The sequence below is a fragment of the Pseudomonas sp. GW456-12-10-14-LB2 genome (assembly GCF_002884345.1).
Classification (GTDB): domain Bacteria; phylum Pseudomonadota; class Gammaproteobacteria; order Pseudomonadales; family Pseudomonadaceae; genus Aquipseudomonas; species Aquipseudomonas paraglycinae.
Genome location: NZ_POHV01000068.1, coordinates 1 through 15,009, shown reverse-complemented (window position 1 = coordinate 15,009; position 15,009 = coordinate 1). Strand labels below are relative to the sequence as shown.

Below are 15,009 nucleotides of genomic sequence, written 5' to 3'. Positions count from 1 at the left end.
CCCCCTCCCGACCCAAAGCGCGTTATGTGACTCATATTCGCCCGAGACACCGGTCAGGTTACTTGCCGTATCGCTAAGGACATAACGCGAGCCAAATCCGCCGATCCGCACCTCTACCGTCTCGGCTTCACCGGTGACGATATTGCGCACCGTCAGGCCACGCCACTGCGCCGGCATCCTGAACATCGCGCCATCGCGCTCGGCGCTTTCCGGCCGAATGGCCTGCACCGAGGTGAAGCGCAGCGGCAGCGAAACCCCCATCAGGTTATAGCGTCGGCAGTCATTGGGGTATTGGCCGCAGTAGCCGCTCTGCGGCGTCTGGTTGATGAATGCGTTGCTCTGCGGGTTGGCGGGATCGGGAACGTAGGTGGCGCGAATCTCCTGAGTGATTGCCAGCGCTGGCGCGGAAAAAATACTCCCGCAAAAGCAAAACGCACTGATCCTTGAGCACTTGCGTACAGCTGAAACCATTGGCTGTTTCCTTGCCTGTCAGGTCGGTTGTCCTTGTCCGGCGTGCGCAGTTCATCCTGTCGGCGCCGCCACGTTGAACACGATATTGACGGTGCCGTTGTATTCACCCGGCTTGTAGCCGCCCGGTTGCTCGCGGGGGACGATTTCCAGTTGCACGCGACTGCCCGCCATTGCTTCCTCGGCCGACACCACCTGCCGGGGCGTCGGGTCCTGAGTGAGTTCCTTGCCGTTGAAACTGACATGCAACACGATGTTGTCGCGTGAATCGCCACCGGCGGTCAGGTAAGGGAAACTCTCGAGCCGCGCTTCAATGGCACTGCCGTCGGTTTTCACATCGAAGCTCTTGCGCAATCCGAGCAACGTCGAGCTGTGGATATCCCATGGCAGGGTCTGCTCGCGATGAATCCAGTCGGCTTCGCTGGGAATCACGTAGAAACCCAGGGTCGGGATGTCTACCGACACCTCGAAAGTATGTTTTTCCTGGGCGGCGAACACTGCCGGATGAACCGACGCCGGCAGGCCCAGGCACAGCGCGATAGCGACTTGCTTGATCATCTCAGGAACCTCTGCGTGGATGACGGTGCGCGATCAACTTCCCGGTGCCCGGGCGTTGAACAACAACATCACCGTGCCGTCGTACTCCCCCGGTTTGAATCCGCCGAGCGGTTTGATCGGGTCGATTTCCAGCAAAACCCGCTTGCCCGCTGCCGCCTCGGCCTGTGACAGCACTTCACGCGGGCGGGTGTCCTGACTCAACACCACACCGTTGAATTTCACATGCAACAGAATCTCCTCGCCCGTCCGGCCGTTGGACATCGAGCCCGTACGTTCCAGACGCGCTTCGATGGCACTGCTGTCGTGGCGCACGTCGAACGACTTGCGCAAGCCACGCAAGGTCGATGTGTTGTAGTCCCAGAGCAACCGCTGCGGGCGGTGAATCCAGTCGGACTCTGCCGGAATGACGTAAAAGGTGCGACTGGGAATGGTCAGAAACACCTCGAAGTTCAACTCCTCCCGAGCCGCCCAGCCCGGGACACTTGTCAGTGCGGTTAAAGCCATCAGCGCGGCGATGGCGCATTGCTTGTTCATGATCGATACCTGGCGCGTCATTGGTGCAGGCCTTAGCGGCGAGCCACCCTGAGGTCTTTCTTGTTATCGCCTTCAACCAGTTTGAAGCGGTATTCGCGACCGGCTTCCTTGTCGAATGCGAAGCTTTTGCCAGCCATGACGTGATGTTTGGTAGTCGCGCCGCAATCGCTTTCATCGCTCAGCGAACAGTTCTTGAACTCGTCGACCACCATCACCGTGTTGCCGTCGTTGCGGATCTCGTAACGCTCCGGGCTGTCGTTGATCACCGTGGCGAAACGCGCATCTTTGGGCCGCACGAAGAACACGATGCCGAAGCCCGTCATGACGTTGACCCCGGCCGACAGCGACTTTTTGTAGTCTTCGCGTTCATCCTGGGACACCACGAACTCATCTTCCTTTTCCGGCACCACCGGCACGAAGCGCACCCGGAAATAGCGCTCGCGATCCCGCTCTCCCATGTACAGCAAGCGCGTGCCCTGAACGCCCTGCGCCGGTACGATCAAGCGCGCCGGGCTGGCCATCACGCCGTTGCGCGAAGCGCCGTCAGCCGCATTGGCGACGGGAATTTCCTGCGGCTTGCCATCGGCGTCATAAACGATTTCCAGCACGTTGATCTTGACGAACGCGGTGCTGTCACCGCTGTTGAAGACCCGTTTGAGATAGGTACTTTTGTCGCCGTCGAGATAGTCGTACACCGTGCCGACATTGATCTGTGGCCCGCCATGGGCCGTCATGCAGAACATCCCGGACAGCAACAGCAAAAACATTCGAGTCATGGAGCTCAACCTCATGAAAATGAAAAATGACCTGCCCCGGAGTTTCATACTTCCGAGTCGAAAATGACGGTGACGTTGCCCCAAAGCGTGCCGTTCATGCCGGGCTTGAGCAGGGATTCGATCCAACGCCGCGGAATCTGAAAGCGCAGGTTGCCGGGTTTGCGATCGACGTAGCGGGTGGGCTCGAACGGACCGAGCCAGGTGTTGTGCATCAACGTTCCGGACCAGCCGTCACTGTTACCCGGACCGACGATGCCTGCGGGTAGCGTGAGCCTGACCTCAAACTTGGAGAAGCCCACTTCATTGTTGCCAATGCCGCATTCAGACCCACCCAGTGAGTTACAGATCATCATCACCTTGAAGCGCGACGAGGCCGATATGTGAAACAGTTGATCGCGATAGATATCGGTGGGCATACGCCCCGTTTCGATCCAGCTGCGCCAGCCGCCGGGCGGCTCCATGGTGACCTTGTCGCCGCCCGGTGGCAGGCTGACTTTCAGTTCGTGCTGCACATCAAGCACAAAATCCAGAGTCAGGTTGGCGTCATCCGCCCGAAAGAAAGGCCCCATGTTGAAATCCGCGCTGCCGGGGCCGACGCTGTAGGGCAGTGAACCGGTGTACACACCGGTCGCCATGCTCAACGGATTGGGAGTACGCAATTCGTAGGCGATATCCAGATACTCGAATTCCATATGCCCGATGTCGAAGAGTGCCACCTTGTTACAGCTGCCCAGCACCGGGGTCTTCCAGAAAAACTGGTAAGTGGTGGCGCCCGGAAAGCCGACTCCGCTGTATTCGCATGGAGGCGCGGCATAAACCCACGAACTGCCCACCCACAATTTACGATGCGCCTCCGCTTCGTTTGGCTCGCCCGTGAGTTCGGTGACAGGCTTGCTCAAGCGATATCGCGAACCGATCCCGCTGATCCGAACCTCCACCGGATGAGTCTGCTGAGTCTGCTGATTGATGACATTCACGACTCGCCAATCCGCGGGCACCTTCACCCACACGCCATTGGTCGAAAACATAGGCGTGAACGTCGAGAAGCAGATCGGTACCCGGAGACTGAACATGCCCTGATGGGCGCACTCGTCCGGGTAATCTGCGCAATAACCGCTGTTCGGCGTCTTGTTGATGAAGACGTTCTTGCTTGGCTGTGTCGGATCCGGCTGAAACAGCGCGCGGATTTCCTGATTTGCCGCTTCGACCGGCGGCAGGCTCAGCGCAACGAACAAGCTCAAATATCTGGTCAGCTTTTTCACGCTCAGCCCGCCTTCTGATCGGTAATGGTTGTATCGGCCAGGGTGTCCGGCGTGCAGCGCAGATCCCCGATCATCAACACGTTGTTTTCGCTGCGATGCTGATCGGCGTCGAGGCGGAACTGGCACAGCAGGCGGTTATCCTGGCGCACCTCGAGGGTTGGCGAACCGGCGTTCATTTCCATCGAGAAGAAGCCGTCGACTTCGGTGACCCCACGACTGGCGTGGTTGATCACGTGATGCCCCTTGAGCGGCTGGCCCTGTTCGTTGACCAGCCGTCCGAGCACGGTCAGGGTTTTCATCACGCGGATCTTGCGGTAGTCCACGCCGCCCTTGTTCAGGTGGTAACGGGTGCGCGCCGGTTCGATGGTGGCGGCGGGCACGTTGTTGCCCTCGAAGTCGAAGCTCACCGAGCTGTTCTGATAGGCAGTGATCGGGATGAAGTTGCGCCCCGGTTTCAGCGCGGCGCTGCCACCGCTGAAGTCGTCGGCGCGCAAGGCAATACCTTCGATATCCGACTCGACATCGACGATCATCCCCGCCCCGCGCATTTCGTACTCGCTGGTCATGAGCATCTGCTGGCCGCCGACCACCAGTGTGCTGTCGAGGTTGAGACCGCCGGTGAAATTGCCGTTGTAGGACGAGCGCTGGATGAAGCCGTCGCCGTTGACCGTATCGGTGCGAAAGTTGGCCAGGCCCGAAGCACCGATGCCGTAGGTGTCGGTCAGCGCGGTGACCGAGACGTTCTGCAGCACGTGGCCTTTGAGGTCCTTGCGCCAGCCGATGGAGGCGTTATTGTCGCGGCCGCCATCGCGGTCGGTGCGCGAACCGATGCTGCCGGTGATCTGCTCGCCGGGGGCGCCCAGCGCCATGTTGAGGCTCAAATCGACCCCGCGGTTACGCGCGTCGCCGCTACTGAAACTGCCCGGCCGGTCGAACAAGGACAGACGCCAGTTGGCGTCATTGCCGAACAGCTCGCTGCGCCGGGTCCAGCCCAGATCCACGCCGACGCCTTCAACATTGCCCTCGCTGTGGGAGACCCGTGCATTCAGCGAATTGCGACTGTTGAGCCGGTGGTTGAGCGCCAGCGACGAGTTGCTGGTTTCGCCGATAAACACATTGCGCTGGCGCACCCGGGTGCCGTCCGGCAGGGTTTCGTACTGGTCGGTGGTGTCGAGCCAGCTGCGGTTGTGGCTGATCACCAGGCTGCCGGAACCGTAGTTGTACAGGCTCTGCAAATCCAGACCGGTGCCGTGATCCTCGGTCTTGTAGACGTTGGCATACAGGCTGATGTGATTGGCCAGGGTCCAGTCGATGGACGTGCCGTATTGCAGCTTTTCGCGGATCTGCCGTGCCGACAGGCCAAGGATGACTCGCGGGTGCAACAGATAGTTGAGCGAGGCACCGGCGGTAGGACTACCGCTGGATTGTTGGTCCCAGTTGCTCAGCAGTTTCTTTTCTTCGCCGGCAAACAGGTTGTAGCGCCAGCGCTCGTCGAGGTTGCGCCAGTTGCTGGGCTTGTACACCAACTCCTGGGTGCTGGACGTGATCTGGCCGTCTTCGATCAGCCGTACTTCCACCTCGTAAATACCGCCGGGCAGCGGCCGGGTGTCGAGGGTCTGCAAACCGGCGGGTATCGATTGAGTGTTGATCAGCAGACCATCGCGCCAGATCTCCACCGAGCCTTGGCGATTGGCGGTGACGTAGATCGGGTAGACGCTGGGCGCGGCGTTGTTGATAGCCAGGCTGTCGGAGCTGCCGTACATCACGCCGACGGCGGTATCAGGGCTGGTGCCAAACGTGCGCGGTTGGCGGGTCAGCCCTTCGGAATTGGGGGTGAAGTAGCCCAGGCGGAAGAAATTGCCTTGCAGTTCGCGCTGGGTGTAGAGCTCGTGGACGGCGTGATAGAGCTTCTCGTCCGGGCCGCCGAGGCGAGCCATTTGCATGTTGAAGGTCTGGCTCCAGTTGCCCAGGCTGCCGCTGGCTTCAAGGCCGAAACGCCCGCCCAGATCCTGATCCTTGCCGCCATTGAGGTTGAGCTGGTTGCGCACCATCAGTCCGCTGCTGCCACCTTCGGGTTGATCATAGAAACGCTTGGTTTCCAGGTCACGCTCGGCGTTCTCGGTGAGAATCGAGAGCAACGAATTTTCCAGGTTGTAATGCACCGCCAGCACCTGATCGGGGCAGGAACCGGTACACGCGCCCAACGGCACGCCGGGTTTGAGATAGGCCGCCCACTTTTCGCGTTCGGCGGGGGTGTAGCGGTTTTCGCTGGTGTCGGTGAATTCCAGCAAGGTCACGCGATCATCACGGGACAACACCACCATGGCCTCCCCCAGCGGTTGCTGATCGAGCTCGACCCGCACCGCCAGCGGCACATCGAAAAAGTGCTCTTCGAAATCCGCCGGCAAACCTTTGGCCTGCGCCAACAGACTGCGCGGAGTCGTGCCGGCGGGTTCGGAAGCGGCCGCTGCGCTGGCACAAAACAACAGCGCAAGCGCAGCCGCGATGGGTGTCATCGGGAACATGAACTCGTACTCTGATTTACAAAAGTTGAAGTCCGGCGGGACAGACAAGGCTGTTTATCCCGCCGGGGAACGCGACTCTGGCAAGCTGCGTTGAGTGCGGATCAACCGATTACTTGCCACCACCGATCGGCGGCACGGCGTCGAAGGTCATGGCGACAACACCGGTGTAATCACCCGGCTGGAAGTTGCTGCCCTTGGCACTGATCTTCAGGGGTGCGCGGAAGTTGACGTCGGATTCCGACTCGCCCACAACCATTTGCGGGGTCAGGGTCAGTTCCTTGTTGTTGAACAGCACTTGCAGGTCGATGGCGGTGTTGCCGGCGATCAGTTTTGGCTGGCTTTCCAGGCTGGCATGAACCGAGCCGTTGTTATTGCGCACGTCGAAGAAACCATTGACTTCACGCATCTTGCCGGTGCTTGGCTGGAAGCTCATGTCCTGATCCTTGTTGACCAGATCGGAGTCGGTCGGCACCACGTAGAAACCGTTGGTCGGTACGTGGGCGATCAGGCTGATGGAGTGACGGGCTTCACCGGCGGCAAAGACCGCGGACGAGCTCAGGGCCAGGGCAGCGAGAGAAGCGGTGATTGCGATTTTCTTGAACATCGGTCAGTACCTGTTTTCTTTTTAAGGGAATCGAAACATTGAAGTTCACGTCATACCGGTCGATAAGTACCGAAAACATGGAAGTTCAATGCCGGGGCATGATCAACCCTTGTCTCAAGAATGTAAGCAGGCAACTTCCCACGAACTTGTAGTTAAACAACCTCGCAACATGAAAGAAAAAACATCAAAAAATCAGAATATACAAAAGTAACTGTAAGGCATTCCCTACCTACAGTTATTTACAAAAACCGTTACAGCAGTTTCGACAATACCAGCCAGCACTTTCTAATCTTTTTAGAATATACGCTCAAGTATTAATAGAGTGATAGCTTTAACTTTCCGGTTATTCCTGTCTCGATCAACCAGGTAGGGCGGTTCCTCCGTCAGCGCGCCTTGCTCACCGCTGACCACTCGTCAGCTCTGCGGCAAAAAGCTCTTGCCCAGCCGTAAAGATATATCTTAAGTTGTATCTAAACACGACGAGAGAAGACTGAAATGAGAGACCATCATTCCCCCCACCGCGACCACGGCGACAGCCGTGACGGCTTCGAAAAACGCCACGGCCGCGAGCGCGGCGGTCGCGGCCCGCGGGTATTCGCCCCGGGCGATCTGAAATTGCTGTTGCTGGCCCTGATCGCCGAACAGCCGTGCCACGGCTATGACCTGATTCGCCAGATCGAAACCATGTTCGACGGCGCCTACAGCCCCAGCCCCGGCGTGATCTACCCGACCCTGACATTTCTCGAAGAAAGCGAAATGATCACCGGCGATGCCGAGGGCGGCAAAAAGCGCTACGCGGTGACCGATGCCGGCCGCCAATCCCTCAGCGAACAGGCGGTGGCGCTGGACGGCGTGCGGATGCGCATCGACGTCAGCAAGCGCTCGCTGCGCGGCCACGACCGGCCGCCGGAAATTCATGAAGCGGTGCACAACCTGCGTCATGCCCTGCAAATGCACCACGGACGCTGGAGCCCGGAAGAAATCCTGCGCGTACGCGACCTGCTCAATGACACCGCCAAAGCCATCGTCGACGGCCCCGCCGTTCAATCTGCCCCGGAGAAAGTCGAATGACCGCAGTCGATACCCAAACCATTCACCGCGTCATGCATGAAATCAAACGTCGCCGCCTGGAAGTGCTGCGAGTGGTCGACCTGACTCCGCGCATGCGCCGCATCACCCTCGGCGGGCCGGAGCTTGCAGGCTTCATCAGCCTCGGCACCGACGATCACGTCAAACTGCTGTTTCCGCAGAACGCCGAACAGGCCGCGGCACTGGAAACCCTGGTGCTCGGCGCCGGCAAGAGCGATGTGCCGATGCCCGAAATGCGTGACTACACTCCGCGCCGCTACGACCTCGACAAGCTAGAGCTGGACATCGATTTCGTCCTGCACGGCGACGGCCCTGCCTCGACCTGGGCCGAGCAGGCCAAACCGGGGCAGTTCCTGCACATCGGCGGCCCGCGTGGCTCGATGATCGTGCCGGACATTTTCGACAGCTACCTGCTGATCGGCGACGAAACCGCCCTGCCCGCCATCGCCCGCCGCCTCGAAGGCCTGGCGGCCAATCGCAAGGCGCTGGTAGTGATCGAAGTGGAAAACGGCAAGGAGCAGCAAACCCTGGAAAGCGCGGCGCAGGTCAATGTGATCTGGGTACTGCGCGAGGGCGGCAAGGACAACCTGCTGACGACCGTCAAACAATTGCAGGTGCCCAAGGGCAATCTGTATGCGTGGGTGGCGACCGAGACCAAGGTTTCGCGGCAGATCCGTCGGGTGCTGCTCGATGAGCACGGACTCGACGAGAAGTTCGTCAAAGCGGTCGGTTACTGGCGCGCCGAAGGCTCCGAAGAAGAGTGAATACGAGCGGCGGCGCTGCTAAAGGCGCCGCCCCTGCCAGCGATCAATCCCGATCACCAGCAACGCAATCAGCACAAACCCCAGCAGAATCCCCCCGGCATTGATGAACACCTGTGGATAACCCAGCAGCGCCACGTCAATGAACGGATAGGCGTAAGCCCCCAGCAAATGCCCGCGCAGCAGCGCATAGGCGAAGTACACCAGCGGATAGATCAGCCACAGCGGCAGGTGCTTCAGACGCAAAGTGCCCTTCGGCACACACAGCCACCAATAAGCCAGAAACAGCAGCGGCATCACGTCGTGGAGCAATTCGTCAGCGATAAACTGCCAGCCCTGCGGGTGCCACAGATGTCGCAGCAGAATGCTGTAGGCCAGGCCCACCACCGCAATGCTCACGGCAATCCCGCTACTGACCCAGGGCTGCAGAAACCAGCGTCGTGCAGCGGATTCATGATCGGTCACCGCGCAGGTCAGCACCACCGCCACCAGGGTATTGGTGAGCACGGTGAAGTAACTGAAGAAACTCACCAGCCCGCCCAGCAGACTGGCGCCGACGCTCAGCCGGGCGAAGAAAATCAGGTACAGCTGAATCCCCAGCCCGGCCCAGCCCAGCACCGCGGCCGAAGTAATCAGGCGTCGCCGCCATACGGCGTCCATCTCAGAGCGGTCGCTTGGTGCGCATCAGTTTCACGTACAGCCGCTCGACTTTCTCCCGCGCCCATGGCGTCTTGCGCAAAAAGGTCAGGCTCGACTTGATGGTCGGATCGCTCTTGAAGCAACGGATGTCGATGCGCTCGGCCAAGCCCGACCATTCGTAGTGGGTCACCAGTGCATTGAGGATCTGTTCGAGGGTCACGCCGTGCAGCGGATCGGGATTGTGGTCGTTCATGCCGGGCCTTTGGGCGAAGTGAAAATGCAGAAGCCGCGCACCTTAGCCGAGGGCATGGGCGGGTGGAAGGCCTTGGGTTAAATGTAGGCCAACCGGAGAAGATCGCAGCCTGCGCCAACGCCCGCAATGCGCTGTATTGCCGCACTGTTACCGAATCCGAAAGGGTTCATGTCTGCAAAAGCACTTTGTGTTTTTGTAACAGGACATTATCCTGCCGCCCTTCCGCTGAATCGCTTCACTGCCTGCGTCAAATCGTAGCGGCCAGCTTATTCCCCAAAAAAGATCAAGAAAGACCCAATTCATGCCCGATTTTCCGTTCTCCCGAGACAGCGCTATCTCTACCCTGCGCCTGATCGGCGGCTGCACCGCCCTTGGCCTCGCCACCTGCACCCAGGCCGCCCCGGCCTTCGACAGTGAATCACCGTGGATGCTCGGTGACTGGAACGGCACCCGCAACGAACTCGCGGCAAAAGGTATCGACTTCAAGCTCGACTACACCGGCGAAATGGGCAGCAACCTGCACGGCGGCTACGACCACGACCGCACCGCGCGCTACAGCGACCAATGGGGCCTCGGCACTCATCTGGACCTGCAAAAACTGCTGGGCTGGAACGACGCTGAATTCCAGCTGACCGTGACCAAGCGCAGCGGCAACAACATCAGCAACGACCGCATCAACGACCCGCGCGTCGGTGGCTTCACCTCGGCCCAGGAAGTCTGGGGCCGTGGCCAGACCACCCGCCTGACGCAGATGTGGTACCAGCAGAAATTCTTCGACCAGAAGCTCGATATCAAGGTCGGCCGCTTCGGCGAAGGCGAAGACTTCAACACCTTCCCGTGCGACTTCCAGAACCTGGCGTTCTGCGGCTCGCAAGTCGGCAACTGGGTCGGCGGCATCTGGTACAACTGGCCGGTCAGCCAATGGGCGCTGCGCGTCAAATATCACCTGACGCCGGAGCTGTATGCGCAAGTCGGCGCCTACGAGCAGAACCCGTCGAACCTCGATCGCGGTAACGGCTTCAAGCTCAGCGGCAGCGGCACCCAAGGCGCGATCCTGCCGATCGAACTGGTGTGGAAGCCCAAGCTCAACGGCCTGCCAGGCGAATACCGCGCCGGTTACTACTACAGCAACGCCAAGGCCACCGACGCCTATAAAGACAGCAACGGCCAGCCGGCCGCGCTGAGCGGCGAAGCCTATCGCAGCGCTTCGAGCAAACACGGCGTGTGGCTCGGCGTGCAGCAGCAGGTCACCAGCGTCGCCAGCGACAATTCCCGTGGTCTGAGCGTGTTCGCCAACGGCACGATGCACGACAAGAAAACCAACGCCATCGACAACTACGTCCAGGCCGGCGTGGTCTACAAAGGCCTGTTCGACGCCCGCGCCAAGGACGACATCGGTTTCGCCCTGGCCCGCGTCCACGTCAACCCGGCCTATCGCAAGAACGCCGAGGCGACCAACCAGGCCCGCGCCGTCTACGACTATGACGATCCGTCCTTCCTGCCGCCGCAGGACACCGAATACAGCGCTGAACTCTATTACGGCGTGCACGTCACCAACTGGCTGACCGTGCGCCCGAACCTGCAATACATCCGCCATCCGGGCGGTGTGGACAAGGTCGACGACGCGCTGATCGGCGGGATCAAGATCCAGTCGTCGTTCTGACCCAATGCAGGCCGCTCAGGCCTGCAGATGAAATTCGATAGCAAGACAAGTTTTTATCTGAACCATGCCCGCGCCCGATCGTCATCTACAGTGACTACAGCGCGGGACTACTTGAAACGTCACGGAGAACCACACTATGAGCACTGAAGGTGCTTCGAGTCGAAGCCGTCTTCTGCCGAACCTGCTCGGCATTCTGCTTCTGCTGATGGGCCTGGCCATGCTGGCCGGGGGAATCAAGCTGAGTACGCTCGGCGGCTCGCTGTATTACCTGCTGGCCGGTATCGGCATCACGCTGACCGGCATCCTGATGCTGATGCGTCGCCGCGCAGCATTGGGCCTGTACGCCATCGTGCTGTTCGCCAGCACCGTCTGGGCGCTGTGGGAAGTCGGCCTGGACTGGTGGCAACTGGTGCCGCGTCTGGCGCTGTGGTTTGTCCTCGGCTTTGTGATGCTGCTGCCGTGGTTCCGTCGTCCGCTGCTGCTCGCAGGCCCTGCGCCGATGGGCACCGGCGGCCTGACCGTGGCTGTGATTCTGGCCGGCGTCACCGCCCTGGCCAGCCTCTTCACCCACCCGGGCGAAATCTTTGGCGAACTGGGTCGCGACACAGCCGACACCACCAGCACCGCGCCAGCCATGCCTGATGGCGACTGGCAGGCCTATGGCCGCACCGAGTTCGGTGACCGCTACTCGCCACTCAAGCAGATCACCCCGGCCAACGTCGGCAAGCTGCAGGAAGCCTGGCGCATCCAGACCGGCGACCTGCCGACCGCCGATGACCCGGTCGAGCTGACCAACGAAAACACCCCGCTCAAAGCCAACGGCATGCTCTACGCCTGCACCGCCCACAGCAAAGTGCTGGCGCTGGACCCGGACACCGGCAAGGAACTGTGGCGCTTCGACCCGCAGATCAAGAGCCCGGTCGGCTTCAAGGGCTTCGCCCACATGACTTGCCGTGGCGTGTCGTACTACGACGAAGCCGCGTACGCCAAGTCTGAAAACGCAGCCTCCGCCGTCATTTCCGAGGCCGGCAAAGCCGTCGCCCAGGCCTGCCCGCGTCGCCTGTACCTGCCGACCGCCGATGCACGCCTGATCGCACTGAACGCCGACACCGGCAAGATCTGCGAAGGCTTCGGCACCAACGGTGTGGTTGACCTGACCCAGGGCATCGGCCCGTTCACCGCCGGTGGTTACTACTCGACTTCGCCTGCCGCTATCACCCGTGATCTGGTAATCATGGGCGGTCACGTCACCGACAACGAGTCGACCAACGAACCGTCCGGCGTGATCCGCGCCTACGACGTACGCGACGGTCACCTCGTCTGGAACTGGGACAGCAACAACCCGGACGCCACCGAGCCTTTGGCACCGGGCGAAACCTACAGCCGCAACTCGGCCAACATGTGGTCGCTGGCCAGCGTCGATGAAAAACTCGGCATGGTTTACCTGCCACTGGGCAACCAGACCCCGGACCAGTGGGGCGCCGACCGCACCCCGGGCGCCGAGAAATTCAGCGCCGGCGTCGTGGCTCTGGACCTGGCCACCGGTAAAGTCCGCTGGAACTACCAGTTCACCCACCATGACCTGTGGGACATGGACGTCGGCAGCCAGCCAACCCTGCTGGACATGAAAACCGCCGATGGCATCAAACCTGCGCTGATCGCCCCGACCAAGCAGGGCAGCCTGTACGTCCTCGACCGTCGCGACGGCACGCCGATCATCCCGATCCGCGAGATCCCGGTTCCGCAAGGCGCCGTGAAAGGCGACCACACCGCCCCGACCCAGGCCCGTTCGGACCTGAACCTGCTGGCCCCGGAACTGACCGAAAAAGCCATGTGGGGCGCCAGCCCGTTCGACCAGATGCTGTGCCGCATCCAGTTCAAGGAACTGCGCTACGAAGGCCAATACACGCCTCCGTCGGAACAGGGCAGCCTGATCTATCCGGGTAATGTCGGCGTGTTCAACTGGGGCGGCGTCTCGGTCGACCCGGTTCGCCAGATGCTGTTCACCAGCCCGAACTACATGGCCTTCGTCTCGAAAATGGTGCCACGCGAGCAAGTCGCGGCCGGCAGCAAACGCGAGAGCGAAACCGCTGGCGTGCAACCCAACACCGGCGCGCCATACGCGGTGATCATGCACCCGTTCATGTCGCCACTGGGCGTACCGTGCCAGGCCCCGGCCTGGGGCTACGTCGCCGGTATCGACCTGACCACCGGCAAAGTCGTCTGGAAACGCAAAAACGGCACCAGCCGCGACAGCTCGCCAATCCCGATCGGCTTCACCCTGGGCGTGCCAAGCATGGGCGGCTCGATCGTCACCGCCGGCGGCGTCGGCTTCCTCAGCGGCACCCTCGACCAGTACCTGCGCGCCTACGACGTGAACACCGGTAAAGAACTGTGGAAATCGCGTCTGCCTGCCGGCGGCCAAGCGACCCCGATGACCTACACCGGCAAGGACGGCAAGCAATACGTCCTGCTCGTGGTGGGCGGTCACGGCTCGCTGGGCACCAAGATGGGTGATTATGTGATTGCGTACAAACTGCCGGAATAAGTTTTAGCGGCGGTAAGGAAAAAGGCGATGCCCTGTGAGGGGCGTCGCCTTTTTTTGTGGGCTGCAGTTTTTTAAACAGGGTGTGTATGTCCTACAGACGGGGTGTTTGCGGGGGATGTTTCTGACATGTCGCGTCGGTTGTGGGTCGGAAATGGGGTGGATAGGCTTTGGGGGTCGCTGAAACATTCAGCGAACGGGCTTCGCAGTCCGCTCAACTCACTTGGTGCATAATCGCCACCCCAAACTGAAGTGCCTCGGTACTTTTCGTTTGCTTATGGTGGCTGTGCGCGGGATACCTTCGGGTATGCCGGAGTTTTCCGAGTGATCCGGTCTGCGAACCCGCGCACAGCTGCCACCCTCCATCGTTTCGCAGCGATTCGTGGTAGCTCAATTTGTCACTTGGAGTTCCACCATGAAAAAACCAACACCCAGTCCCCCCGAATCAAACGACACCTCGCCCTACGAATCCGCCGATTCAAAGAAACTCCACGACGCCGCCGAACGCGCGCTCGACCACCATTTCAATCCGATTCCAAAAAAATGCCCCGGCCGCCGACCGAGCCAGATGTTCCAGATCTCGCCAGACATGGACGATGAAAGCCTGTTGGCCCATGCCTGTGAGTCCCTGGCTACAGCAAGCGTCATGGCCAGTGATGTAGCGGCTTTTGTCGATACGCCGCAGCGGCACCGGATCCTGGGCATTCAGCAGGTGATCATGCTGGCGGAACTGGCGGTGAATCGGGTGCTGGATAACGTTGAGGTCAGTCGATATCCGGCATAAATGCTGATGAGGTCTCTGCGGGAGTCAGGCTTGTGGTGAGTCAGTCATGACGCTGCCCTCACCCTAGCCCTCTCCCGGAGGGAGAGGGGACTGACCGAGTTGATCAATCGATGTACATCGACCTGAAAGTCCGAGTCGACCTCAAGTTTGCAAAGCCCACAAACCACACCTCTCAAGGATGAGCGTTAGCTCGACAAAGCTCTTGATCTTGATCCACCCGTCCCTTCGGAAGGCTGAGTGGAGGTGTTCATCCGGGGATTGGCGCGCAGCGCCGTTTGGCGAAGCCGAACTCATCGACGAAGTCGATGCCCCCGGAGGGACGCCGGAGCGAAGGAACCCGAGCCTGCGAGGGCCGAACGCCGGGACGAGCCTTTTTGGGTACTTTTTTGGCGTTTGAAAAAAGTGCCTCGCCGTAAGGGCGAAACCGCCAGCGGGCGCACCCGAAGAAACGGATATGTACTCGATAAAACCGCAGCATGGCCGGCCCAAAGGCCGCCAAGCCCAACCCCAAAACCCTGTCAAAACCCTGAACACACAAGCAGAAACAC

The 15,009-nt window shown here is 60.5% G+C and carries 14 protein-coding genes and 1 pseudogene; 5 read left to right on the top strand and 10 right to left on the bottom strand.

From position 1 onward, the window contains the following. From C1X29_RS27650 to C1X29_RS27620, 7 genes and pseudogenes are all read right to left on the bottom strand, one after another. Positions 1 to 471 (bottom strand): annotated as a pseudogene (locus C1X29_RS27650) (hypothetical protein); the annotation flags it as partial. Positions 472 to 522: 51 nt separating this feature from the next. Further along, positions 523 to 1,026, bottom strand: coding sequence for a CS1 type fimbrial major subunit (locus C1X29_RS27645; protein ID WP_085745293.1), 504 nt, complete (start codon positions 1,024 to 1,026; stop codon positions 523 to 525). A gap of 33 nt (positions 1,027 to 1,059) precedes the next feature. Beyond that, positions 1,060 to 1,560: a CS1 type fimbrial major subunit gene (locus C1X29_RS27640; RefSeq protein ID WP_085745427.1), complete on the bottom strand. Its 501-nt coding sequence runs from the start codon at positions 1,558 to 1,560 to the stop codon at positions 1,060 to 1,062. 32 nt (positions 1,561 to 1,592) lie between these two features. Continuing rightward, positions 1,593 to 2,336 carry a pilus assembly protein gene (locus C1X29_RS27635; protein WP_102718897.1) on the bottom strand — a complete coding sequence of 248 codons (744 nt, stop codon included), beginning with the start codon at positions 2,334 to 2,336 and terminating at the stop codon, positions 1,593 to 1,595. A gap of 44 nt (positions 2,337 to 2,380) precedes the next feature. After that, positions 2,381 to 3,598, bottom strand: a complete 1,218-nt coding sequence (locus C1X29_RS27630) for a hypothetical protein (protein ID WP_306461042.1) — start codon at positions 3,596 to 3,598, stop codon at positions 2,381 to 2,383. Between the two features lie 2 nt (positions 3,599 to 3,600). Beyond that, positions 3,601 to 6,123 (bottom strand): CS1-pili formation C-terminal domain-containing protein, encoded by a 2,523-nt coding sequence (locus tag C1X29_RS27625; RefSeq protein ID WP_102718896.1) that lies wholly within the window; start codon positions 6,121 to 6,123, stop codon positions 3,601 to 3,603. A 109-nt stretch (positions 6,124 to 6,232) separates the two neighbouring features. Next, a complete protein-coding gene (locus C1X29_RS27620) occupies positions 6,233 to 6,727 on the bottom strand; it encodes a CS1 type fimbrial major subunit (protein WP_102687185.1) in 495 nt (164 codons plus the stop codon). A 495-nt stretch (positions 6,728 to 7,222) separates the two neighbouring features. Between C1X29_RS27620 and C1X29_RS27615 the strand changes: the two genes are divergently transcribed. Together C1X29_RS27615 and C1X29_RS27610 are read left to right on the top strand one after the other, a co-directional pair. After that, positions 7,223 to 7,798: a PadR family transcriptional regulator gene (locus tag C1X29_RS27615; protein ID WP_102687184.1), complete on the top strand. Its 576-nt coding sequence runs from the start codon at positions 7,223 to 7,225 to the stop codon at positions 7,796 to 7,798. Next, positions 7,795 to 8,580 carry a siderophore-interacting protein gene (locus tag C1X29_RS27610; protein ID WP_064383885.1) on the top strand — a complete coding sequence of 262 codons (786 nt, stop codon included), beginning with the start codon at positions 7,795 to 7,797 and terminating at the stop codon, positions 8,578 to 8,580. Before C1X29_RS27615 ends, C1X29_RS27610 begins: the two co-directional genes overlap by 4 nt. Before the next feature lie 18 nt (positions 8,581 to 8,598). Here the strand turns inward: C1X29_RS27610 and C1X29_RS27605 are convergent, their stop codons facing one another. Together C1X29_RS27605 and C1X29_RS27600 are read right to left on the bottom strand one after the other, a co-directional pair. Next, positions 8,599 to 9,237 carry a Pr6Pr family membrane protein gene (locus C1X29_RS27605; protein WP_085745297.1) on the bottom strand — a complete coding sequence of 213 codons (639 nt, stop codon included), beginning with the start codon at positions 9,235 to 9,237 and terminating at the stop codon, positions 8,599 to 8,601. Position 9,238: 1 nt separating this feature from the next. Next, entirely contained in the window at positions 9,239 to 9,469 is a 231-nt protein-coding gene (locus C1X29_RS27600) for a VF530 family DNA-binding protein (protein ID WP_007956650.1), read from the bottom strand. Positions 9,470 to 9,770: 301 nt separating this feature from the next. Between C1X29_RS27600 and C1X29_RS27595 the strand changes: the two genes are divergently transcribed. From C1X29_RS27595 to C1X29_RS27585, 3 genes are all read left to right on the top strand, one after another. Then, on the top strand, positions 9,771 to 11,132 hold the full coding sequence (locus C1X29_RS27595) for a carbohydrate porin (RefSeq protein ID WP_102718895.1): 1,362 nt from the start codon (positions 9,771 to 9,773) through the stop codon (positions 11,130 to 11,132). A 136-nt stretch (positions 11,133 to 11,268) separates the two neighbouring features. Further along, entirely contained in the window at positions 11,269 to 13,680 is a 2,412-nt protein-coding gene (locus tag C1X29_RS27590) for a glucose/quinate/shikimate family membrane-bound PQQ-dependent dehydrogenase (protein ID WP_102718894.1), read from the top strand. 412 nt (positions 13,681 to 14,092) lie between these two features. After that, positions 14,093 to 14,461 carry a DUF6124 family protein gene (locus tag C1X29_RS27585; protein WP_102718893.1) on the top strand — a complete coding sequence of 123 codons (369 nt, stop codon included), beginning with the start codon at positions 14,093 to 14,095 and terminating at the stop codon, positions 14,459 to 14,461. Between the two features lie 247 nt (positions 14,462 to 14,708). Here C1X29_RS27585 and C1X29_RS29550 read toward each other — a convergent pair. Next, the coding region (locus C1X29_RS29550) for a hypothetical protein (RefSeq protein ID WP_218275702.1) at positions 14,709 to 15,009 on the bottom strand (301 nt) is incomplete at its 5' end.

Coding starts and splice junctions, on each gene's coding strand:
- C1X29_RS27645 (WP_085745293.1), bottom strand. CDS start 1,026: ATGATCAAGCAAGTCGCTATCGCGCTGTGCCTGGGCCTGCCGGCGTCG.
- C1X29_RS27640 (WP_085745427.1), bottom strand. CDS start 1,560: ATGAACAAGCAATGCGCCATCGCCGCGCTGATGGCTTTAACCGCACTG.
- C1X29_RS27635 (WP_102718897.1), bottom strand. CDS start 2,336: ATGACTCGAATGTTTTTGCTGTTGCTGTCCGGGATGTTCTGCATGACG.
- C1X29_RS27625 (WP_102718896.1), bottom strand. CDS start 6,123: ATGTTCCCGATGACACCCATCGCGGCTGCGCTTGCGCTGTTGTTTTGT.
- C1X29_RS27620 (WP_102687185.1), bottom strand. CDS start 6,727: ATGTTCAAGAAAATCGCAATCACCGCTTCTCTCGCTGCCCTGGCCCTG.
- C1X29_RS27615 (WP_102687184.1), top strand. CDS start 7,223: ATGAGAGACCATCATTCCCCCCACCGCGACCACGGCGACAGCCGTGAC.
- C1X29_RS27610 (WP_064383885.1), top strand. CDS start 7,795: ATGACCGCAGTCGATACCCAAACCATTCACCGCGTCATGCATGAAATC.
- C1X29_RS27605 (WP_085745297.1), bottom strand. CDS start 9,237: ATGGACGCCGTATGGCGGCGACGCCTGATTACTTCGGCCGCGGTGCTG.
- C1X29_RS27600 (WP_007956650.1), bottom strand. CDS start 9,469: ATGAACGACCACAATCCCGATCCGCTGCACGGCGTGACCCTCGAACAG.
- C1X29_RS27595 (WP_102718895.1), top strand. CDS start 9,771: ATGCCCGATTTTCCGTTCTCCCGAGACAGCGCTATCTCTACCCTGCGC.
- C1X29_RS27590 (WP_102718894.1), top strand. CDS start 11,269: ATGAGCACTGAAGGTGCTTCGAGTCGAAGCCGTCTTCTGCCGAACCTG.
- C1X29_RS27585 (WP_102718893.1), top strand. CDS start 14,093: ATGAAAAAACCAACACCCAGTCCCCCCGAATCAAACGACACCTCGCCC.